Genomic DNA, 16,320 nt, shown 5'->3' on the forward strand with positions numbered 1-16,320 from the left:
GACCGAGCCAGCGGAGATCGCGGCCATCGGCCCGCTCCCTCGTTCAGCTCACTCCCCCCGCTCGGGAAGCTCCCGCGCCGCGCGCTCGAGCAGCTCGTGCCCCGTAGCGTCCCCCTCCTCGATGTGCGCGGCGCCGATGCGGAGGGTCATCCGGAAGGGCGTCGTGGCCGCTCGCCGGAAGCGGTGCTGGCGCACCTTCTCGCCGAGCACCTTCGCGAACGCGGACGCCCGCGTCCGGCCGATCCCGGGGCAGACGATCGCGAGGGTGTCGCGGCGGTAGCGCCCGAGCAGCCCGCCTTCCGGCACGTAGATCCTGACGATGCGCGCGAGATCGCCGAGGATGCGATCGACCCCGGCTCGGCCCTGCGCCTCCTCGACGCCCTGGAGCCCCTCCACGCTGAGCAGCAGCAGCGAGAGCCGCCTCGTCCGCTGCTCCTTGGCGCGCTGCACCTCCTTCTTCAGGAAGGCCCGGAGCCGCTCCTCGTGGACGACCGCGGCGAGGTCCTCGTCGCGCTGGCGTGGCTCGCCGGCCTTGGGCCCTGGCTCCGGGGGCTTTGGCCCGGGGTCCGACGGCGAGCTGGCGCGCCGATCGTCGGCGGCGCGCCGGTCGTCCGCCTCGACCCCGCGGGTCTCGACCCCGCGGCGGGACGACGGCGGCGGGTTCGTGGGCCGCTCGGCCGGGGGCGGCGTCGACGGGGCGGGCGCGCCGAGCGCCTCCGCCATCAGCGTGACGGCCGCCGTGGCGCGCTCGAAGCGGTCCTTCGGGTCGATCGCGGTCGCCTGCTGGAACCACGCGTCGAAGGCGGGCGGCAGCCGGATGCTGCTGCGGCGCCGCGCGGCGCGGGCGCTCGGAGGCTCGGGCAACCCCGCCACCATCCGCTGGAGGAGCGCGTAGACCGACGGCAGGACGTTGGCCTCGGTCAGCCAGTACGGGCTGCCCACGAGCAGCGCGAAGGCGACATGCGCGAGCGCATGGATGTCGGTCTTCGGCCCGACGGCGACGTCGCCGCGGATCTGCTCGGGCGCCATGTAGAGGGGCGTCCCGACCATCGCCGTGCGGTCCGCCATGCTGCGGTGCGCCACGACCTTCGCCAGCCCAAAATCAAGGACCTTCACGCAGGGGGAGCCGTCATCCCGCCTCGTCAGGAAGAGGTTCGCCGGCTTGAGGTCCCGGTGGACGATGGCGGCCGCGTGCATCTTGTCGAGCGCGCGCGCGACCTGGCCCAGGTAGAGCACCACCTCGGCCGGCGGCAGCGGGCCGCGGCGCGCCGACAGGCTCGCGAGCTCCTCGCCCTGGAGCAGGTCCATGACGAGGAACGGCATCCCCGAGTCGGCGTCGATGCCGGCATCGGAGATGTGAACGATGTGGTCGCTCTCGATCCCGCCCGTGATCTTGGCTTCCTGGGCGAACCGGGCGCGCTGGGCCGGGTCCTGGATGGATCCGGGGAGCATCACCTTGAGCGCTCGGCGGCGGTCCGTGACCACGTCCACGACCTCGTACACCGCCCCCATCCCGCCCGTCTTGATGGGGCGCACGACGCGGTACCGCCCATGGAAAGGCGTGTCGGGTCGGAGCTGCGCGAGGCTCGGCGGATCCATAGGGTGATCGCGGCCCTGGGAGCATAGATCGGACCGGCCTTGTCCGGTCGCCGTTCGCGCCCCCGAGGTGGGGTGGACAGCTGGTGTGCCGGAAAACTCGACGCCTCCGGCGGCCGCGTGGTAGCTCCGCCGGGTGGGTTCGTCTGCGCTCGCCGTCCTCTCCGCCGCGAGGCGGAGCTCCGCGTCCTGGGCCGCGGCCGCGTTGCTCGGTCTCGGCGCCGTAACCCTCATCACAGCGCCGAGCTGCGGCAACGACGCTGTGGGCGTCGACGCCTGCCGGCGGATCGAGCAGGCCCGGTGCGAGGCGGCCTCCGTGTGCCCGGAGTGGATCGGCTCCGGGGACGCCGAAGAGCGGGTGAACACCTGCGTCGAGTTCTATTGGGACCAGTGCCTGCACGGCATCGAGAACGGCGCCGGCGGTGGCCAGACCGTGGAAGAGCCGACGACCTTCCAGGTCGATGCCTGCGTTGCCGCCGTCGGCGAGGCGCGCGCCTGCGCCAGCGCCAAGGTCGCGTCCATGGCGGCGTGCTCTGCGGCGCCGCTCGCCGCGGGCGTGGACCGCGCGATCACCCCCTGCAAGGTGATCACCGCGCAGGCGGAGGCGCTCGAGGCCTGCGCGTTCGTCGCCGCCCCGAACAGCGGCGGCGCCGGCAGCGGCAGCTCTGGCAACGCGAGCAGCGGCGGCTCCGGCGGCGGCAGCGCGGGCAATGGCGGCGGCAGCGATGTCTCCGGCGGCAGCGGCGGCTCCGGCGGCGGCAGCGCGGGCAGCGGCGGCAGCGCGGGCAGCGGCGGCAACGGCGGGCCCTAATACAGCTGCGGGAAGCTCGCTCGGACTGACTGATCGCCGACGTCGCACCAACCTGCTAGGTTCAGGGAGGACTTCGACGATGGCTACGCCGGCAACAGTCCACGTTGATGTGGAGCTCCCCTCCGATCTCGCACAGCTCCGCCTCCCGGCGGGGGTCGATCGAAGGCTGCAGGCGCTCCTGGACAAGCAGGATCGCGGGGAGAAGCTATCGGCGGATGAGGCCATCGAAGCCGAGGGGCTCGTCGATCTCGCCGAGCTGCTCAGCTTGCTGCGCCTCCGCGCATCGCGGAAGGAGCCTGCGCTGACGCGATGAGCGGCGACGGCGTGCCCGCGGCGCTTCAGCGTCGCGTCCGCAAGCGTGCTGCCGATCGATGCGAGTATTGCCGGCTCTCCCAGGTCAGCCAGGAGGCCACGTTCCATGTCGATCACATCCAGCCACGGCACGCAGGTGGCCTGACCGCCCTGGAGAACCTGGCGCTCGCCTGTGTTTCGTGCTCCCTGCGCAAGGGAGCGCGGACCCAGGGAGAGGACCCGACAACGGGCGACCACGCGAGCCTCTTCCACCCTCGCTGGGGTCGCTGGGAAGACCACTTCGACGTCACGGGCGAGCTGTTGATCGCCGGGAAGACACCGACAGGCCGCGCCACGGTCGCGCTCCTCCGGATGAATCGGCCTCTCGTCATCGAGATTCGACGTGAAGAGGCGTTGCGGGGTCGGTTCCCGTAGAGGGCGGGCGCCCGCAGCTTCCGCGAGCTCATCACCGCCTCGCGAGCGCGAGCGGCGCATCCGGCAGCTCGCCCGCGAGCGCCGCCGCCAGCGTCTCCTCTCGCGGGCCTCGCTCGGCCGCGCGCCGTGCGCGCGCAGCTGGGCCGCGTTTCATGTGGCGCCGTTCCCCGGCTTGGACTAGTGCCCCCTGCCGATGGGCCGAGCTCGAGCTGGTTTCGGAACCTTGTTCGCCGCGGATCGCGCGCGCGGGCGCTCCCCACGACCCCGGGCCGGCCGGTGCGCCCTGGCGCTCGCCGTCCTCGCGCTCACGGCCTGCGCCGACGGGTCCAACAGCGACGACGACCTGCAGCTCGGGACGTCGGTGACCATCGACCCGCTCGCCTTCCTGGGCGACGTCCAGTGCTCGGGCTCGGACGAGCCGGAAGCCATCCGCAGCTACGTCGCCACGCTCACCGACAACAGCGCGGAGGGCGGGCCGTCCCCCCTCGCCTCGTCGCCGCCGATCTCCTGTGCGTGGAGCGTGTCGTTCACCTCCGTCGTCGAGGGGCACGAGTACACGGTCAGGATCGACGGCTACGGGGGGGAGCTCGCCGATGAGCTCACGCCCAAAGGTGGCGAGACCTCCGGGAACCCCGAAATGCTGCTCCCCAACGGTGACAAGGCCCACCCGACCTGGACGTGGGCGTGCCCCGGCCCCGACCCCGACGCCCCGGGCGGCGCCGGCTCGATCGTGGCGGAGAAGGACGTTGAAATCGTCGTCCGGACCTGCGCCCAGCCCACCCGCGTCGAGCCCTGACCCTTCCGGCGCTCCCGTTGCGCCGCCTCACGCTCCCGCCGCGCCGTCCAGCGCCCCCGCCCAGGACGCCCCCGCGCTCCCGCCGCGCTGTCCGGCCCCCCTGATGCGCCCTCGCGGCGTCCGCCGAGGAGCCGGCGGCAGACCGCGATCCGCGCCCGCGCGCGCGGGCAGGAACGCCCTCTGAGGCCGGCAAACCCTTTGCGCCGGCCTGCCCCTTGGAGTACCTGAACGCATCCGTCGCATCCCCTGAACAGCGTGGGTCATAGGGCGGGCGGCGAAGGCCGGACTCCACCTCGTCGCTCATCGTTCGAGGCCAGGGCCGCTTCTGCTGCTCCGCTCGACGCTCGAGCCGCGCTGGGATGGGCCTCTACGACGGGGGCCGAGCGCGCGCCGCGCCCGCCCCCCGCGCCTCGGGTGCAGGTCCCCCATGGAAGAGACGTCGAACATCCAGCAGAAGGTTCCGGTCAGCATCCAGGACGAGCTCCGGACGAGCTACCTCGACTACGCGATGAGCGTGATCATCGGCCGCGCGATCCCGGACGTGCGCGACGGCCTGAAGCCGGTGCACCGCCGGATCCTCTACTCGATGAACGAGCAGAAGATCGGCCCCACCGGCTCGCACAAGAAGTGCGCGCGCGTCGTCGGAGACGTCCTCGGCAAGTACCACCCGCACGGCGATCTCGCGGTCTACGACGCGCTCGTCCGGATGGGGCAGACCTTCAGCCTGCGCTACCCGCTCATCGACGGGCAGGGCAACTACGGCTCGGTCGACGGCGACTCGCCCGCGGCCATGCGGTACACGGAGTCGCGCCTGTCGCGGATGGCCGTCGAGCTGCTCGCCGATCTCGACAAGGACACCGTCGACTTCGTCCCGAACTACGACGACTCGGAGCTCGAGCCGAGCGTCCTGCCGGCGAAGTTCCCGCAGCTCCTGGTGAACGGCTCCGGCGGCATCGCCGTCGGCATGGCGACGAACATCCCGCCGCACAACCTCGGCGAGATCATCGACGCGACGATCGCCATCATCCGCAACCCCGACATCACCCTGGAGGAGCTGCTCCACCTCGTCCCGGGCCCCGATTTCCCGACCGGCGGCCTCATCTACGGCAAGAGCGGGATCGTGCAGGCGTACACGACGGGCCGCGGCTCGATCACGATGCGCGGGCGCCACCAGGTCGAGAAGACGATGAAGGGCGACCGCGAGCAGATCGTCTTCACCGAGATCCCCTACCAGGTGAACAAGGCCCGGCTGGTCGCGAAGATCGCCGAGTGCATGAAGGAGAAGCGCATCGAGGGGATCAGCGAGGTGCGCGACGAGAGCGACCGCGAGGGGATGCGGATCGTCATCGAGCTGAAGAAGGACATCTTCCCGCAGGTGGTCGTCAACCAGCTCTACCGGTTGACGGATCTCCAGGCGACGTTCGGCGTCATCAACCTGTCCATCGCGAACGGCCGCCCCGCGGTGCTGAGCCTGAAGGACACGCTCTCGCACTTCATCGAGCACCGGCGCGAGGTCGTGACGCGGCGCTGTCGGTTCGAGCTCCGGCAGGCCGAGGCGCAGCGCGAGCTCGTCGAGGGGCTCGGGATGGCGACGAGCGACATCGATCGCATCGTCGCGACGATCCGGGCCTCGAGCGATCCGGACGACGCGCGGGAGAACCTGCAGAAGCTGCCGCTCCGGGGGCTCGGCGAGTTCCTCCGGCGCGCCGGCCGGCCGGAGCCCGAGTGCGCCGAGGCCGACACGCGCGGCGACTACTTCCTGTCGGAGCGGCAGGCCAAGGCGATCCTCGAGATGCGGCTGTCGCGCCTGACCGGCCTCGAGCGGGAGAAGCTCGCGAAGGAGTACGGCGAGCTGTCGCAGACCATCGAGCGGCTCCGGGCGATCCTGGCCGACATGGGGCTGCTCATGAACGTGATCGTGATGGAGCTCGAGGAGATCAAGGAGCGCTTCGGCGACAAGCGGCGCACCGAGATCGTGCCGGCCGAGGCCGAGATCCAGATGGAGGACCTGATCCAGGAAGAGGACATGGTCGTGACCATCTCGCATGCCGGCTACCTGAAGCGGACGCCGACCTCGACGTACCGGGCGCAGCGCCGCGGCGGCAAGGGGATGGTCGGGATGGAGGCGCGCGAGGAGGACTGGGTGAGCCAGCTCTTCGTGGCATCGACGCACTCGTACGTCTTCTTCTTCAGCGACAAGGGCAAGGTCTTCGTCAAGAAGGTCTACGAGATCCCGCAGGCGCCTCGGAACGCGAAGGGCCGGGCGATCGTGAACTTCGTCGGGATGGAGCCGGGGGAGAAGGTCGCGGCGATCACGCCGGTGCCGAGCTTCGACGGCGAGACGTTCGTTGTGACGCTGACCCGCCGCGGGCAGATCAAGAAGACGGCGCTCAACGAGTACGAGAACTACCGGGACAAGGGGATCATCGGCGTGCGGATCGAGGAGGGCGATCAGCTCTTCACGGCGGCGCTCACCGACGGCAAGCGTGAGCTCGTGATCGCGACGCGGAGCGGGATGAGCATCCGCTTCCCCGAGGACCAGGTGCGCCCGACGGGCCGCGCGACGATGGGCGTGAAGGGCATCGAGCTCGACGAGGGCGACGTGGTGGTGGGCCTCGGCGTGAGCGGCGACGGGCGCGACCGGGTGCTCGCGGTGTGCGAGCGCGGGTACGGCAAGCAGACGCCGCTCGAGGAGTTCCGGCTCCAGAGCCGCGGCGGCAAGGGCGTCATCCTCATCGACGCGAGCGAGCGGAACGGGCCGGTCGTGGGCGTCGCCATGGTGAGCCCGAGCGACGAGGTGCTGATCGTGACCGATCGCGGGCAGATGATCCGCACCAAGACGAGCGAGATCCGCGAGACGGGGCGCAACGCGCAGGGCGTGCGGATCATGCACGTCGGCCAGGACGAGCGGGTCGTCGCCGTCGAGGCCTTCGCGGCGGACGCGGCCGAGGCCGAGGAGGGCGGGTCGACGCCGCCGGGCGCGGGCGCGGACGGGACCAACGGGGTCGCGGATCACGCGGGCGGGAACGAGAGCAGCGAGGTCAGCGAGGTCAGCGAGGTCAGCGAGGTCAACTAGAGGTCGACCGGGCGGGGATCTAGGGGCCTACGGTGGTTGTCGGGTCGACCGGTCGGGGAGCTCGATGGCCGACGAGGGCCGCCAGCTCGGTCACGTGCTCGTCGTGGGCGCCCATCGCGACGAGCGCGTCGGCGAGCTGAAGGACATACTCGACGTTCGAGCCGCTCGGGCCGTGCGATGCAAGCACCTGAGCGGCAATCTCCGGGAGCGGCGCAGCGCCCAGGTAGTCGGGGTTATCCGGCGTGGCCAGGTACACGATGGCCGACCGGGCCGTGATCTCCGCGCGCGCCGCCGCCCCGTCCGCCAGGTGGAGCGGCACGTCGTGGCGCGCATAGCCGCCCTTCTCGCGGTGATCCAGCGCGCGAAGCACCTCGTCGAGCTCGGCCACGGCAACGCGATAGGCCATCCCCCAGCAGCGCGCGCCAGGTGACGGAATCAGCGTGACCACCCGCCCGGGCGCCCCGGGGACGCCCCGATGATCGGTGGACCCCTGCCAGAAGCGGCGGGCCCACCCCGTGATGTACCCGGGCACCATCTGCTCGAAGCGGAAGGCAGGCCGCCAGATCAACGAGCCGTAACCGAAGATCCACGTCTCGCGGTGCACGGGGCGATTGTACCAAACCGCGCCGGCCGTCAGCCGCCGCAGCTCACCCCTCGAGCAGCTCGAACCGGATCCCCGCCGCCTGAAGCCGCTCGATGAGCCGCTCCCCCATCGCGACGACCGGCGTGATGACCCCGGCGCGCGCCGGCAGCCGCTCGCGGTCGAACGCCATGCAGAGCGCCGACTCTGCCACCATCTTGGCCGTCTCCGAGTAACCGGGATCGCCGCCGCTCACCCGCGTCAACACCTTGCGCGACGCGCTCTTCCCCTGGAAGGTCACCTGGAACCAGCTGCGCGCCCGCTCCTCCGCGCTCGGCCCCTCCCCCGGACTCCGCACCTTGCGGAGCAGCTCCCGCGTCGGTCCCACCTTGGCCAGCGCCGTGACCGCGCCGAAGCCGGCGATCCCCATCACGAGCTGCAGCCCGGACTTGACCTGCACGTTGTGGCTGTACTGGAAGTCGGGGCCGTAGGCGTCGAGCTCCCGCGCGCTCCGCAGCACGACGAGCGGATCGATGCTGGGCATCGGACAGAGCCATGCGCGCAGCCCCTTCTCGTAGCGGATGCGCGTCTTGAGCCCCCGCACCCTGCGCGCCCCGTGCGCGTCCTCGCCGCGCGCGGCGCCCTTCCTGGGGCCCGGGCGCGCCATGATCTCGAGCAGCGACTGCCAGGTGCCGCCGGAGAAGCTGCCGTGCGCGCGCACGATGCCCTCCACCACGATCGGCTCGCCCGCGGGGAGCTTCGTCACCGTGAAGAGCACCCCGAGGTCGTGCGGGATGCTGTCGAAGCCGCAGCAGTTGACGATCCTCACGCCCCGCGCGCGGGCAGCCTCGTGGTGGCGCTCGATGAGGCGGTCGACGAACCCGGGCTCGCCGGTGAGATCCGCGTAGTCGGTGCCCGCGCGGATGCACGCCTCGACGAGCGGCTCGCCGAGCGCCGTGTAAGGACCGACCGTCGTGATGACGACGCGCGCCTGTCGGGCCATGCGCTCGAGCGACGCCGCGTCGTCCGACGCCGCCTCGATGACGCCCAGCGAGGAGCACGCCGGATCGATCGCCTCCATCGCCGCCTTCACCTCGGCGAGGCGCCCCGCGTTCCGGCCAGCGATCGCCCAGCGGATGGGCCGCTCTTCTGCGCCGCGGGCAGAGGCGTCCTTGCCCTTGGTGGCGAGATACTCGGCGACGAGGCGACCGGTGAAGCCGGTCGCTCCGAAGACGATCACGTCGTACGCGCGGTCGCTGGTCATGGGGGGCAGCCTTGATACCACGACCGCGGGCGGGAACGTCAGCGCCGGCACCACGAGAGCGACGGCGGCACCCAGCCGCCGAACGAGCGCTCCAGGTGCTCCGCCACGGCGATCGTCACGTGATCGTTGCCGTGGATCGCCGCCACCTGGACGCCGAGCGGCAGCCCCTCGCCGTTGAGGCCCAGCGGCACCTGCGTCGCCGGCATCTCCATGACGTTGAGCACCGCGGTGTAGGTCCACTGGAAGGGCGGCAGGAGCGGCGCGTAGTGCCGCGGCGCGGGGCTCGGATACGACGGGTAGAGCATCACGCCCCGCTCGCCGATGCGCGACACGAGCTCGGCGCGCAGCGCCTTGCCGAGCTCCAGGGCTCGCTCGACGCGCGCCGGCAGCAGCCCGCCGACGTCCTCCAGCAACGCGAGCCCCAGCGCCGGCAGCGTGTGCGGCGAGCGGCGGACCGACCAGCGGGCGAGCTCGCGCGGCAGGCTGACCGGGCGGCCATCACCGAGCAACGCCCGGAACGTGACGCCACCGGACGTGCCCACCATCGCCGTCCAGATGTCGAGCGCCCGCGCGAAGAGGTCGACCTTCGCCTCGATCACCGTCGCCCCGCAGGCGGCGAGCGCCTCCGCCGCCCTCCGCTGCGCGGCCACGAGATCGGCGCTCACCCTGCGCACACCGTCGTGCTCGACGGAGAGCACCGTCAGCGTGCCGAGATCGACCGAGGCCGGATCGCCGAGCGGCAGCGGCGCACAGCCCGGATCGCGCGCGTCGGGGCCGGCGAGGATGCGGAGCACCGGCATCAGATCCTCGGCGCGCCGAGCGATCGGCCCCGTCGTCATGAAGCGGAGCCCCCGCTCGCCCGGCAGCGGGAACTGGCCCGAGGTCGGCACGAGCCCGCCGGTCGGCTTGTGGCCGAAGACGCCGTTGAAGAACGCGGGCATGCGGATGGATCCGCCGATGTCCGAGCCGAGCCCGAGCGGCGCGCCGCCCGCGCCGACCACCGCGGCCTCCCCTCCCGAGCTGCCGCCCGCGGTGCGCGCCGGGTCGTAGGGGTTGTTCGTCCGGCCGTAGAGCCGGTTGTTCGTCTCCATCCACATGCAGAGCTCCGACACGTTGGTGACGCCGAGCGGGATGAAGCCGGCCGCGCGCAGGCGCGTCACCGTCACGGCGTCCTCCTCCGCGCGCACGCCAGCGCGGGCGACGAGTCCCGCGGAGTTCGGCATGCCGGCGACGGCGAAGCTCTCCTTGATGGAGCACGGGACGCCGAGGAACGGCGGCGCGCCCGCGGCCCCGCCCTGTTCGAGGAGGGCATCGGCCGCGCGCGCCTCGGCGCGGGCGGCCTCGAACCGGTCCGCCACCATCGCGTTGAGCGTCGGGTTCACGCGCTCGATGTGCCGGATATGGGCCTCCACGACCTCGGCCGACGTCACGGCGCGTTCGCGGATCAGCGCGGCGAGCCGGGTCGCGGAGAGCAGGAGCAGCGGATCTCGTGACAGCATGCGTGCGACCGAGGATCAGGCTCGGGACGACGACCCAGGTCAAGGGTCCGCCACCCCGGATCCGTCGATCGCCCCCCGCCCCATCCCGGGCGCGAGCCGCGCGCGGCCCTCGCCGGGCGTCCCTTGGACGCCGGAGGCGCGAGCCGCCTACTCCTCCGTGGCCTGCTGCGCGCCTGCCGCCTGCCCCGCGCCCGCGGCCTGCTCCGTACCCGTGCGCTGCACCGGCGCGGCGGCGACCGCGCGCGCCCGCGCTCGCTGCGGGAAGGCCCACCTCACCGCCCCGGTGACCAGCCAGTCGACCGCCCCCCGGTCATCGACCTGGACGCCGGGATCGACGTACACCTGCACCCGTTCGCTGAGCTCTGCGCCGACCTCCAGCACGCTCGTCGACACGACGCGGTGCGCGCCGCGGTGGTCGATCGAGAACGCCTGGTCCGGGCTCACCCAGAACCCGTGCGGCAGCTCGATGATCGCGAATTCCCTGATCGTCGACTTCTGGATGGCGTTCCGCTCCGGGTCGCCGCCGAACGACACCGCGTGCTGCAGCTGGGCCCCGAGCCGCGCGGGCCGCGCCACGCGGAAGTACGCCTGGACGAGGGGCGCCACCTGGTTCTTTCCCGCGCCGAGCGCGCGCTTCGTCGCCGAGTCGAGGAGGAGATCCGTGCCCAGGACCAGCGCGAACCGCGGCGTGCCGACCACGCGGACGAGCGGCCGGATCAGGATGTCGCCGAGCCCCACGTCGCGCTGGCCCTCGATGTCGCCCGCGTACGCGAGCGGCAGGTCTGCGCGCAGCGAGAACGTCCTGGTGAAGGCGTAGTCCCCGCGGAGCACCGCTGCGTTGAAGAAGCCGTTCTTGCCGCTGGAGTAATCGTTCCGGAGCTCGAGGAACGTGCTGAAGTTGGCGGCCGCCCTCGGTTGCGTCCGGGGCGCTGCAGCGGCGGGCCGCTCCGGTGCAGCAGGTGGCTGCGCAGGCGGCGCGGGTGGAAGCGACGGCCGCGCGGGCTGTGCACCGGCGAGCCCCGTGGGATCCACTGGTTGCGCAGGATCGGCGCGGGCCGCCGCGGCGCCGCTCAGCGCGAGGAGCCCGACCGTACCGAGAGAGGCCACGCGGCGGCGCTTCAGACCCCAGGGCGAGACCGTTCGATCGGCAGGGCGCGCCTGCGCGACGCGATGCGCTTGCATGCCAGGTTCATGGGTGTGTCGCGCGATCTGGCGGCAGTCAGTTCAAGACAGCAGTCTGCACTTCGGAGGCGCATGAGCCGACGTCCGGTGTTTGCGCACCTCTCTCCCGGCGCCCCAGCATCCTGGCCGCGCCCTCGCTGGCGCGCGCTCCACGCGACGCGCTCTGCGCGCCTCGCTCGACTCGTCCTGCATCGCGCTCGAGCGACGCAGCCGTGCACATCGAGCACAGTGCATCTCCGTTCGAGCCACCGCAGATCGAGCTCCCGGACAGCACCGGTCCGTGCTGAACATCACGCGGCTCACGTGCGCGCGCTCGAACAAAAAACTGCACGAAATGCCGCAGAAACAAGCGATCTGTAAAGAAACAACTTGACGCGACGCAGCAGCTCTGTAGGGTAGAAGCATCTACGCCATGCAGAAGTCGATGTGCACCGCCAGCGCCCACGCCTCCGGCGATGGGACCCTCGCTGAGAAGGTTGTGCACCACGCTTCGTTGGCGTCCTCGACGGCGCGTTCGTTCGTCGTCGTCGAAGGCGGCATGTCCGTCGGGCTCCTAGCGGGCCTAGCCATTCCTGCGCTCATCAGCCTAGTTGACGTCGTCGGGCTGATTCGCGTCGGGAACGGTTGCGGGCCGCCGCTCTGAGCTGAAACAGCATGGAGATAGGCCCCCGCACCGAGATGGTCCGGGGGCTTTCGTTTTTTTCGGCCTGAGGGTTCACGGAGAGCAGCCGTCGTCGAAGGAGGATCAGGTGAGCAAGGAACATTCGAGGAAAAATCGGGAGGACGCCTCGATCGAGGCCGTCGGCCAGCGCATCGCGGAGCTCGCCGAGCTCGTCGCCGCGGGATGTGGGGTGCCCGTCGCGTCGAGCGCCGTGCGAGAGGAGTTCGAGGCGCTCGTCGACGAGATCCGCGCCCGAGCCAGCGGGGGTGCCGTCCGCGCGCCCCAGCGTTCCTCGACGCACCTCAAGGGCGCGCACCCGCACGGCGACGCCGCGGAGGCCTCGTTCGAGTTCCATGCTGACCCGCCCTCCGCGCGCTCCAACGTGGACCAGCGCGCCAAGCCGGCGAGCGCGCCGGGCAGCTCGCGTGTCGTGTCGCTCGACGACGCGCGCAGGGTGCTCGACGCGATCCGCCGCGAGGAGAGCAGCGGCGGCGGCCCTCGGGAGGATCTGCAGCGCGCGATCGCCTAAGTTGCTGAGCCTCTGAGAAACGGCGGAACCCCGCGGCCAAGGCGCCCCCATGGGCCCCACCTTCACCCGCATGACTCGATGGAGTCGGGAATTATGAAACGAACCGGTGCACAGATTATCTGGGAAGTCCTCGTCCGCGAAGGCGTGGACGTGGTCTTTGGCTATCCGGGCGGCGCGATCATGCCCGCCTACGACACGATCCTCGGTTACCCGATCCGCCATGTGCTCGTCCGGCACGAGCAGGGCGCAGCGCACATGGCAGACGGGTACGCCCGCGCCTCGGGCAAGGTCGGCGTGTGCGTCGCCACCTCGGGGCCGGGCGCGACGAACCTCGTCACCGGGATCGCGACGGCGATGCTCGACTCCTCGCCGATCGTCTGTATCACCGGGCAGGTGCCGTCCAAGCTGCTCGGGACCGACGCGTTCCAGGAGACGGACATCACGGGCGTCACCCTGCCCATCACCAAGCACAACTACCTCGTGACCGACGTCCGGGACATCGCCCCTGCCCTCCGCGAGGCGTTCTACATCGCGCGCTCGGGCCGCCCGGGCCCTGTGCTCGTGGACATCACCAAGGACGCCCAGCAGGCGTCGATCGACTTCGAGCCGCCGAAGGGCGAGGTCCGCTTGCCCGGCTACCGCCCCTCGCAGCACGCCGTCCAGACGGACATCGAGAAGGCGATCGACCTCATCGACGAGGCCGAGCGGCCGCTCATCCTGGCCGGTCAGGGCATCGTCAGGGCCGAGGCGACGCGCGAGCTCCTCGCCTTCGTGGAGAAGACGGGGATCCCCGTCGCCTCCACGCTGCTCGGCCTCGGCGGCTTCCCGGCGACGCACCCCCTCAGCCTCGGCATGATGGGGATGCACGGCGAGGCGTGGGTGAACACCGCCATCCAGGAGGCCGACCTCCTCATCGCGCTCGGGATGCGCTTCGACGACCGCGTGACCGGCAACCTCAAGACCTACGCCGTCAAGGCGAAGAAGATCCACGTCGAGATCGACCGGTCAGAGATCAACAAGAATGTCAAGGTCGATGTCGGCCTGATCGGCGACGTCCGGGACACGCTGCTGTCGCTCATCCCCGGGTGCAAGCAGCGCAACCGGGGCCCGTGGGTCGAGCGCATCAACCTGCTGAAGGGCGACTCGGCGGTCCGTGACATTCAACAATTGCCGTACAACGACAAATTGTACGCCGCGCACGTGATGCACGACCTCTGGCGGCTCACCGACGGCAAGGCGCTTGTGGTAACCGACGTCGGCCAGCACCAGATGTGGGAAGCGCAGTACTACAAGCACGATCACCCGCGGAAGCTCATCACCTCCGGCGGGCTCGGCACGATGGGCTTCTCCCTGCCGGCGGCGATCGGCGCGCGCTTCGCGAAGCCGGAGGACGAGATCTGGGTCGTCGTGGGCGACGGCGGCTTCCAGATGACCGCGTGCGAGCTCTCGACCTGCGCGCAGGAGGGGCTGAAGGTCCACGTGGCCGTCATCAACAACGGCTACCTCGGCATGGTGCGGCAGTGGCAGGAGTTCTTCTACAACCGGCGCTACTCGGCGACCCCGATGCGCAGCCCGGATTTCGTGAAGCTCGCCGAGGCCCACGGGCTGACCGGCATCCGCGTCACGAAGCGCGAGGAGATCGCCGCGGCCGTGGAGCGCGCCCGCGCCACGCCGGGCACCGTGGTCGTCGACTTCCGCGTGGAGCAGGAGGATAGCGTCTATCCGATGGTCCCCGCCGGCGCCGACCTGAACGACATGATCCGGCGCCCGAGCCCCATCGTGGAGACCGGGGAGGACCCGTGAACGCGCCAGCAGACCCACGCGCCCTGGGCGCGCGCTCCAGCGTGAGCGTGCGCCCGTCGGACGGGCGGGGCGCGCCCGAGCGCGCCGCGGCCGGAGCCGGGCGCACCACAGACAAGAGGGACTTTCAAGAGGCATCCATGGATCGACCCATCCTGCGCACGTTCATCGCCTACGTCGAAGACCGCCCCGGCGTGCTCAACCGCGTCGCGTCCCTCTTCCGGCGGCGCGCCTACAACATCGAGTCGCTGAGCGTCGGGCGCACCCACATCGCCGGGATCTCGCGCCTGACCCTGGTCCTCGAGGCGGACGAGGACGGGGCGCGGCGCCTGGAGGCGAACCTCTACAAGCTGGTCAACACCCTCTGGGTCCGGGACGTCACCCACACCGCCTCGGTCGCGCGCGACCTCGCGCTCATCAAGGTGAAGGCGGACGCGACGAGCCGGGCGCAGGTGCTCCAGCTCTGCGAGGTGTTCCGCGCGCGCACCGTCGATGTCGCCCCCGAGGCGCTGACCATCGAGATCACCGGGACCGGCGACAAGATCGAGGGCCTGCTCGAGGTGCTCCGCCCGTTCGGGATCATCGAGATGGTGCGGACAGGGATGATCGTGATGACCCGCGGCGCCGAGGAGGCAGAGGCCAGGTTCGACTCGATCCCCGCGCGCACGGCCGAGAACGGCGCCACCTGACGTTGCAAGACGGTGTAAATAGCGCGCGCGAGACGTGAATGACGTGAAGGACGGGAGCCGCGAGGTGCGGGTCCCGGTTGTAAGGAGAGAGAGATGGCTAAGATTTTTTACGATAACGACGCGGATCTTTCGCTCATCCAGAGCAAGAAGGTCGCGATCGTCGGCTATGGCTCCCAGGGGCACGCGCACGCGCTGAACCTGCGCGACAGCGGCGTCACGGTGATCGTCGCCCTGCCCGAGGGCAGCAAGAGCCGGCCCAAGGCGCAGGCCGCGGGGCTGCAGGTAGCCACGGTGTCCGAGGCCGCGAAGGCCGCCGACGTCATCATGATCCTCGCCCCCGACACGTCGCAGGCGCGCATCTACAACGAGCAGATCGCGCCGCACCTCGGCCCCGGCAAGACGCTCATGTTCGCGCACGGGTTCAACATCCGCTTCAACACGATCACGCCCCCCCCGTCGGTCGACGTGTCGATGATCGCCCCGAAGGGCCCCGGCCACCGGGTGCGCGAGACGTTCGAGGCCGGCGGCGGCGTCCCGGCCCTCCTCGCCGTCCACCAGGACGCGAGCGGCAAGGCGGAGGCCCAGGCGCTGGCCTACGCGAAGGGCATCGGCGCGACGCGCGCCGGGGTGCTCCTCACGACGTTCGCGGAGGAGACCGAGACCGACCTCTTCGGCGAGCAGGCGGTGCTCTGCGGCGGCGCGAGCGAGCTCGTGAAGGCCGGCTTCGAGACGCTCGTCAACGCGGGCTACCAGCCGGAGATCGCGTACTTCGAGTGTCTGCACGAGCTCAAGCTCATCGTCGACCTCATGTACCGCGGCGGCCTCAACTACATGCGGTACTCGATCAGCGACACCGCCGAGCACGGCGACTACGTGTCCGGCCCGCGGGTCATCACCGACAAGACGCGCGAGGAGATGAAGCGCATCCTCGCCGAGATCCAGAGCGGCGAGTTCGCGCGCAAGTGGATCGCGGAGAACGAGGCGGGCCGGCCGAAGTTCGAGGCGACGCGGGCGAAGGAGCGGGAGCAGCGGCTCGAGATCGTGGGCGCCAACCTGCGCAAGATGATGCCGTTCATCGATCCCGTCACCATCAAGCCCGGCGACTGAGCCT

The 16,320-nt window shown here is 71.1% G+C and carries 15 protein-coding genes; 10 read left to right on the forward strand and 5 right to left on the reverse strand.

Annotated features, from left to right (window positions below; all coding sequences use genetic code 11):
- Positions 1 to 48: 48 nt before the first annotated feature.
- Positions 49 to 1,599 (reverse strand): protein kinase domain-containing protein, encoded by a 1,551-nt coding sequence (locus WMF45_RS21045; RefSeq protein WP_437718664.1) that lies wholly within the window; start codon positions 1,597 to 1,599, stop codon positions 49 to 51.
- 133 nt (positions 1,600 to 1,732) lie between these two features.
- Between WMF45_RS21045 and WMF45_RS21050 the strand changes: the two genes are divergently transcribed.
- The 5 genes from WMF45_RS21050 (at position 1,733) to gyrA (ending at position 7,005) form a co-directional block, all read left to right on the forward strand.
- A complete protein-coding gene (locus WMF45_RS21050; RefSeq protein WP_437718665.1) occupies positions 1,733 to 2,407 on the forward strand; it encodes a hypothetical protein in 675 nt (224 codons plus the stop codon).
- Positions 2,408 to 2,486: 79 nt separating this feature from the next.
- The gene (locus tag WMF45_RS21055; protein WP_044965251.1) at positions 2,487 to 2,720 is read left to right on the forward strand and encodes a hypothetical protein; all 234 of its coding nucleotides are present in this window, start codon (positions 2,487 to 2,489) and stop codon (positions 2,718 to 2,720) included.
- A complete protein-coding gene (locus tag WMF45_RS21060; RefSeq protein ID WP_437718666.1) occupies positions 2,717 to 3,133 on the forward strand; it encodes an HNH endonuclease in 417 nt (138 codons plus the stop codon). The genes WMF45_RS21055 and WMF45_RS21060 overlap by 4 nt, the downstream gene beginning before the upstream one ends.
- A gap of 223 nt (positions 3,134 to 3,356) precedes the next feature.
- Positions 3,357 to 3,929 carry a hypothetical protein gene (locus WMF45_RS21065; RefSeq protein WP_437718667.1) on the forward strand — a complete coding sequence of 191 codons (573 nt, stop codon included), beginning with the start codon at positions 3,357 to 3,359 and terminating at the stop codon, positions 3,927 to 3,929.
- A gap of 427 nt (positions 3,930 to 4,356) precedes the next feature.
- Positions 4,357 to 7,005: a DNA gyrase subunit A gene (gyrA, locus tag WMF45_RS21070; protein ID WP_437718668.1), complete on the forward strand. Its 2,649-nt coding sequence runs from the start codon at positions 4,357 to 4,359 to the stop codon at positions 7,003 to 7,005.
- Positions 7,006 to 7,024: 19 nt separating this feature from the next.
- Here the strand turns inward: gyrA and WMF45_RS21075 are convergent, their stop codons facing one another.
- From WMF45_RS21075 to WMF45_RS21090, 4 genes are all read right to left on the reverse strand, one after another.
- Positions 7,025 to 7,609: a gamma-glutamylcyclotransferase gene (locus WMF45_RS21075; RefSeq protein WP_437718669.1), complete on the reverse strand. Its 585-nt coding sequence runs from the start codon at positions 7,607 to 7,609 to the stop codon at positions 7,025 to 7,027.
- Between the two features lie 43 nt (positions 7,610 to 7,652).
- Positions 7,653 to 8,849, reverse strand: a complete 1,197-nt coding sequence (locus WMF45_RS21080; protein ID WP_437718670.1) for a saccharopine dehydrogenase family protein — start codon at positions 8,847 to 8,849, stop codon at positions 7,653 to 7,655.
- Positions 8,850 to 8,887: 38 nt separating this feature from the next.
- Positions 8,888 to 10,348 carry an amidase gene (locus WMF45_RS21085; protein ID WP_437718671.1) on the reverse strand — a complete coding sequence of 487 codons (1,461 nt, stop codon included), beginning with the start codon at positions 10,346 to 10,348 and terminating at the stop codon, positions 8,888 to 8,890.
- Between the two features lie 147 nt (positions 10,349 to 10,495).
- Positions 10,496 to 11,530 (reverse strand): hypothetical protein, encoded by a 1,035-nt coding sequence (locus WMF45_RS21090; protein WP_437718672.1) that lies wholly within the window; start codon positions 11,528 to 11,530, stop codon positions 10,496 to 10,498.
- Between the two features lie 412 nt (positions 11,531 to 11,942).
- Here WMF45_RS21090 and WMF45_RS21095 point away from each other — a divergent pair, with 412 nt between their 5' ends.
- The 5 genes from WMF45_RS21095 to ilvC all read left to right on the forward strand — a co-directional run bounded on the left by WMF45_RS21095 (position 11,943) and on the right by ilvC (position 16,316).
- Positions 11,943 to 12,173, forward strand: coding sequence for a hypothetical protein (locus WMF45_RS21095; protein WP_437718673.1), 231 nt, complete (start codon positions 11,943 to 11,945; stop codon positions 12,171 to 12,173).
- 106 nt (positions 12,174 to 12,279) lie between these two features.
- Entirely contained in the window at positions 12,280 to 12,720 is a 441-nt protein-coding gene (locus tag WMF45_RS21100) for a hypothetical protein (RefSeq protein WP_437718674.1), read from the forward strand.
- Between the two features lie 93 nt (positions 12,721 to 12,813).
- Positions 12,814 to 14,523: a biosynthetic-type acetolactate synthase large subunit gene (gene ilvB, locus WMF45_RS21105; RefSeq protein ID WP_437718675.1), complete on the forward strand. Its 1,710-nt coding sequence runs from the start codon at positions 12,814 to 12,816 to the stop codon at positions 14,521 to 14,523.
- Positions 14,524 to 14,660: 137 nt separating this feature from the next.
- A complete protein-coding gene (gene ilvN / locus WMF45_RS21110) occupies positions 14,661 to 15,209 on the forward strand; it encodes an acetolactate synthase small subunit (protein ID WP_437718676.1) in 549 nt (182 codons plus the stop codon).
- A 93-nt stretch (positions 15,210 to 15,302) separates the two neighbouring features.
- The gene (gene ilvC / locus WMF45_RS21115; protein ID WP_012236362.1) at positions 15,303 to 16,316 is read left to right on the forward strand and encodes a ketol-acid reductoisomerase; all 1,014 of its coding nucleotides are present in this window, start codon (positions 15,303 to 15,305) and stop codon (positions 16,314 to 16,316) included.
- Positions 16,317 to 16,320: the final 4 nt, after the last annotated feature.

Source organism: Sorangium sp. So ce448 (genome assembly GCF_051520915.1).
GTDB classification, from domain to species: Bacteria; Myxococcota_A; Polyangia; order Polyangiales; family Polyangiaceae; genus Sorangium; species Sorangium cellulosum_B.

Bases quoted from the DNA above. Each gene is read 5' to 3' on its own strand.
- gyrA (WP_437718668.1), top strand. From the start codon at position 4,357: ATGGAAGAGACGTCGAACATCCAGCAGAAGGTTCCGGTCAGCATCCAG.
- WMF45_RS21060 (WP_437718666.1), top strand. From the start codon at position 2,717: ATGAGCGGCGACGGCGTGCCCGCGGCGCTTCAGCGTCGCGTCCGCAAG.
- WMF45_RS21045 (WP_437718664.1), bottom strand. From the start codon at position 1,599: ATGGATCCGCCGAGCCTCGCGCAGCTCCGACCCGACACGCCTTTCCAT.
- WMF45_RS21055 (WP_044965251.1), top strand. From the start codon at position 2,487: ATGGCTACGCCGGCAACAGTCCACGTTGATGTGGAGCTCCCCTCCGAT.
- WMF45_RS21080 (WP_437718670.1), bottom strand. From the start codon at position 8,849: ATGACCAGCGACCGCGCGTACGACGTGATCGTCTTCGGAGCGACCGGC.
- ilvB (WP_437718675.1), top strand. From the start codon at position 12,814: ATGAAACGAACCGGTGCACAGATTATCTGGGAAGTCCTCGTCCGCGAA.
- ilvC (WP_012236362.1), top strand. From the start codon at position 15,303: ATGGCTAAGATTTTTTACGATAACGACGCGGATCTTTCGCTCATCCAG.
- ilvN (WP_437718676.1), top strand. From the start codon at position 14,661: ATGGATCGACCCATCCTGCGCACGTTCATCGCCTACGTCGAAGACCGC.
- WMF45_RS21085 (WP_437718671.1), bottom strand. From the start codon at position 10,348: ATGCTGTCACGAGATCCGCTGCTCCTGCTCTCCGCGACCCGGCTCGCC.
- WMF45_RS21090 (WP_437718672.1), bottom strand. From the start codon at position 11,530: ATGCAAGCGCATCGCGTCGCGCAGGCGCGCCCTGCCGATCGAACGGTC.
- WMF45_RS21095 (WP_437718673.1), top strand. From the start codon at position 11,943: ATGCAGAAGTCGATGTGCACCGCCAGCGCCCACGCCTCCGGCGATGGG.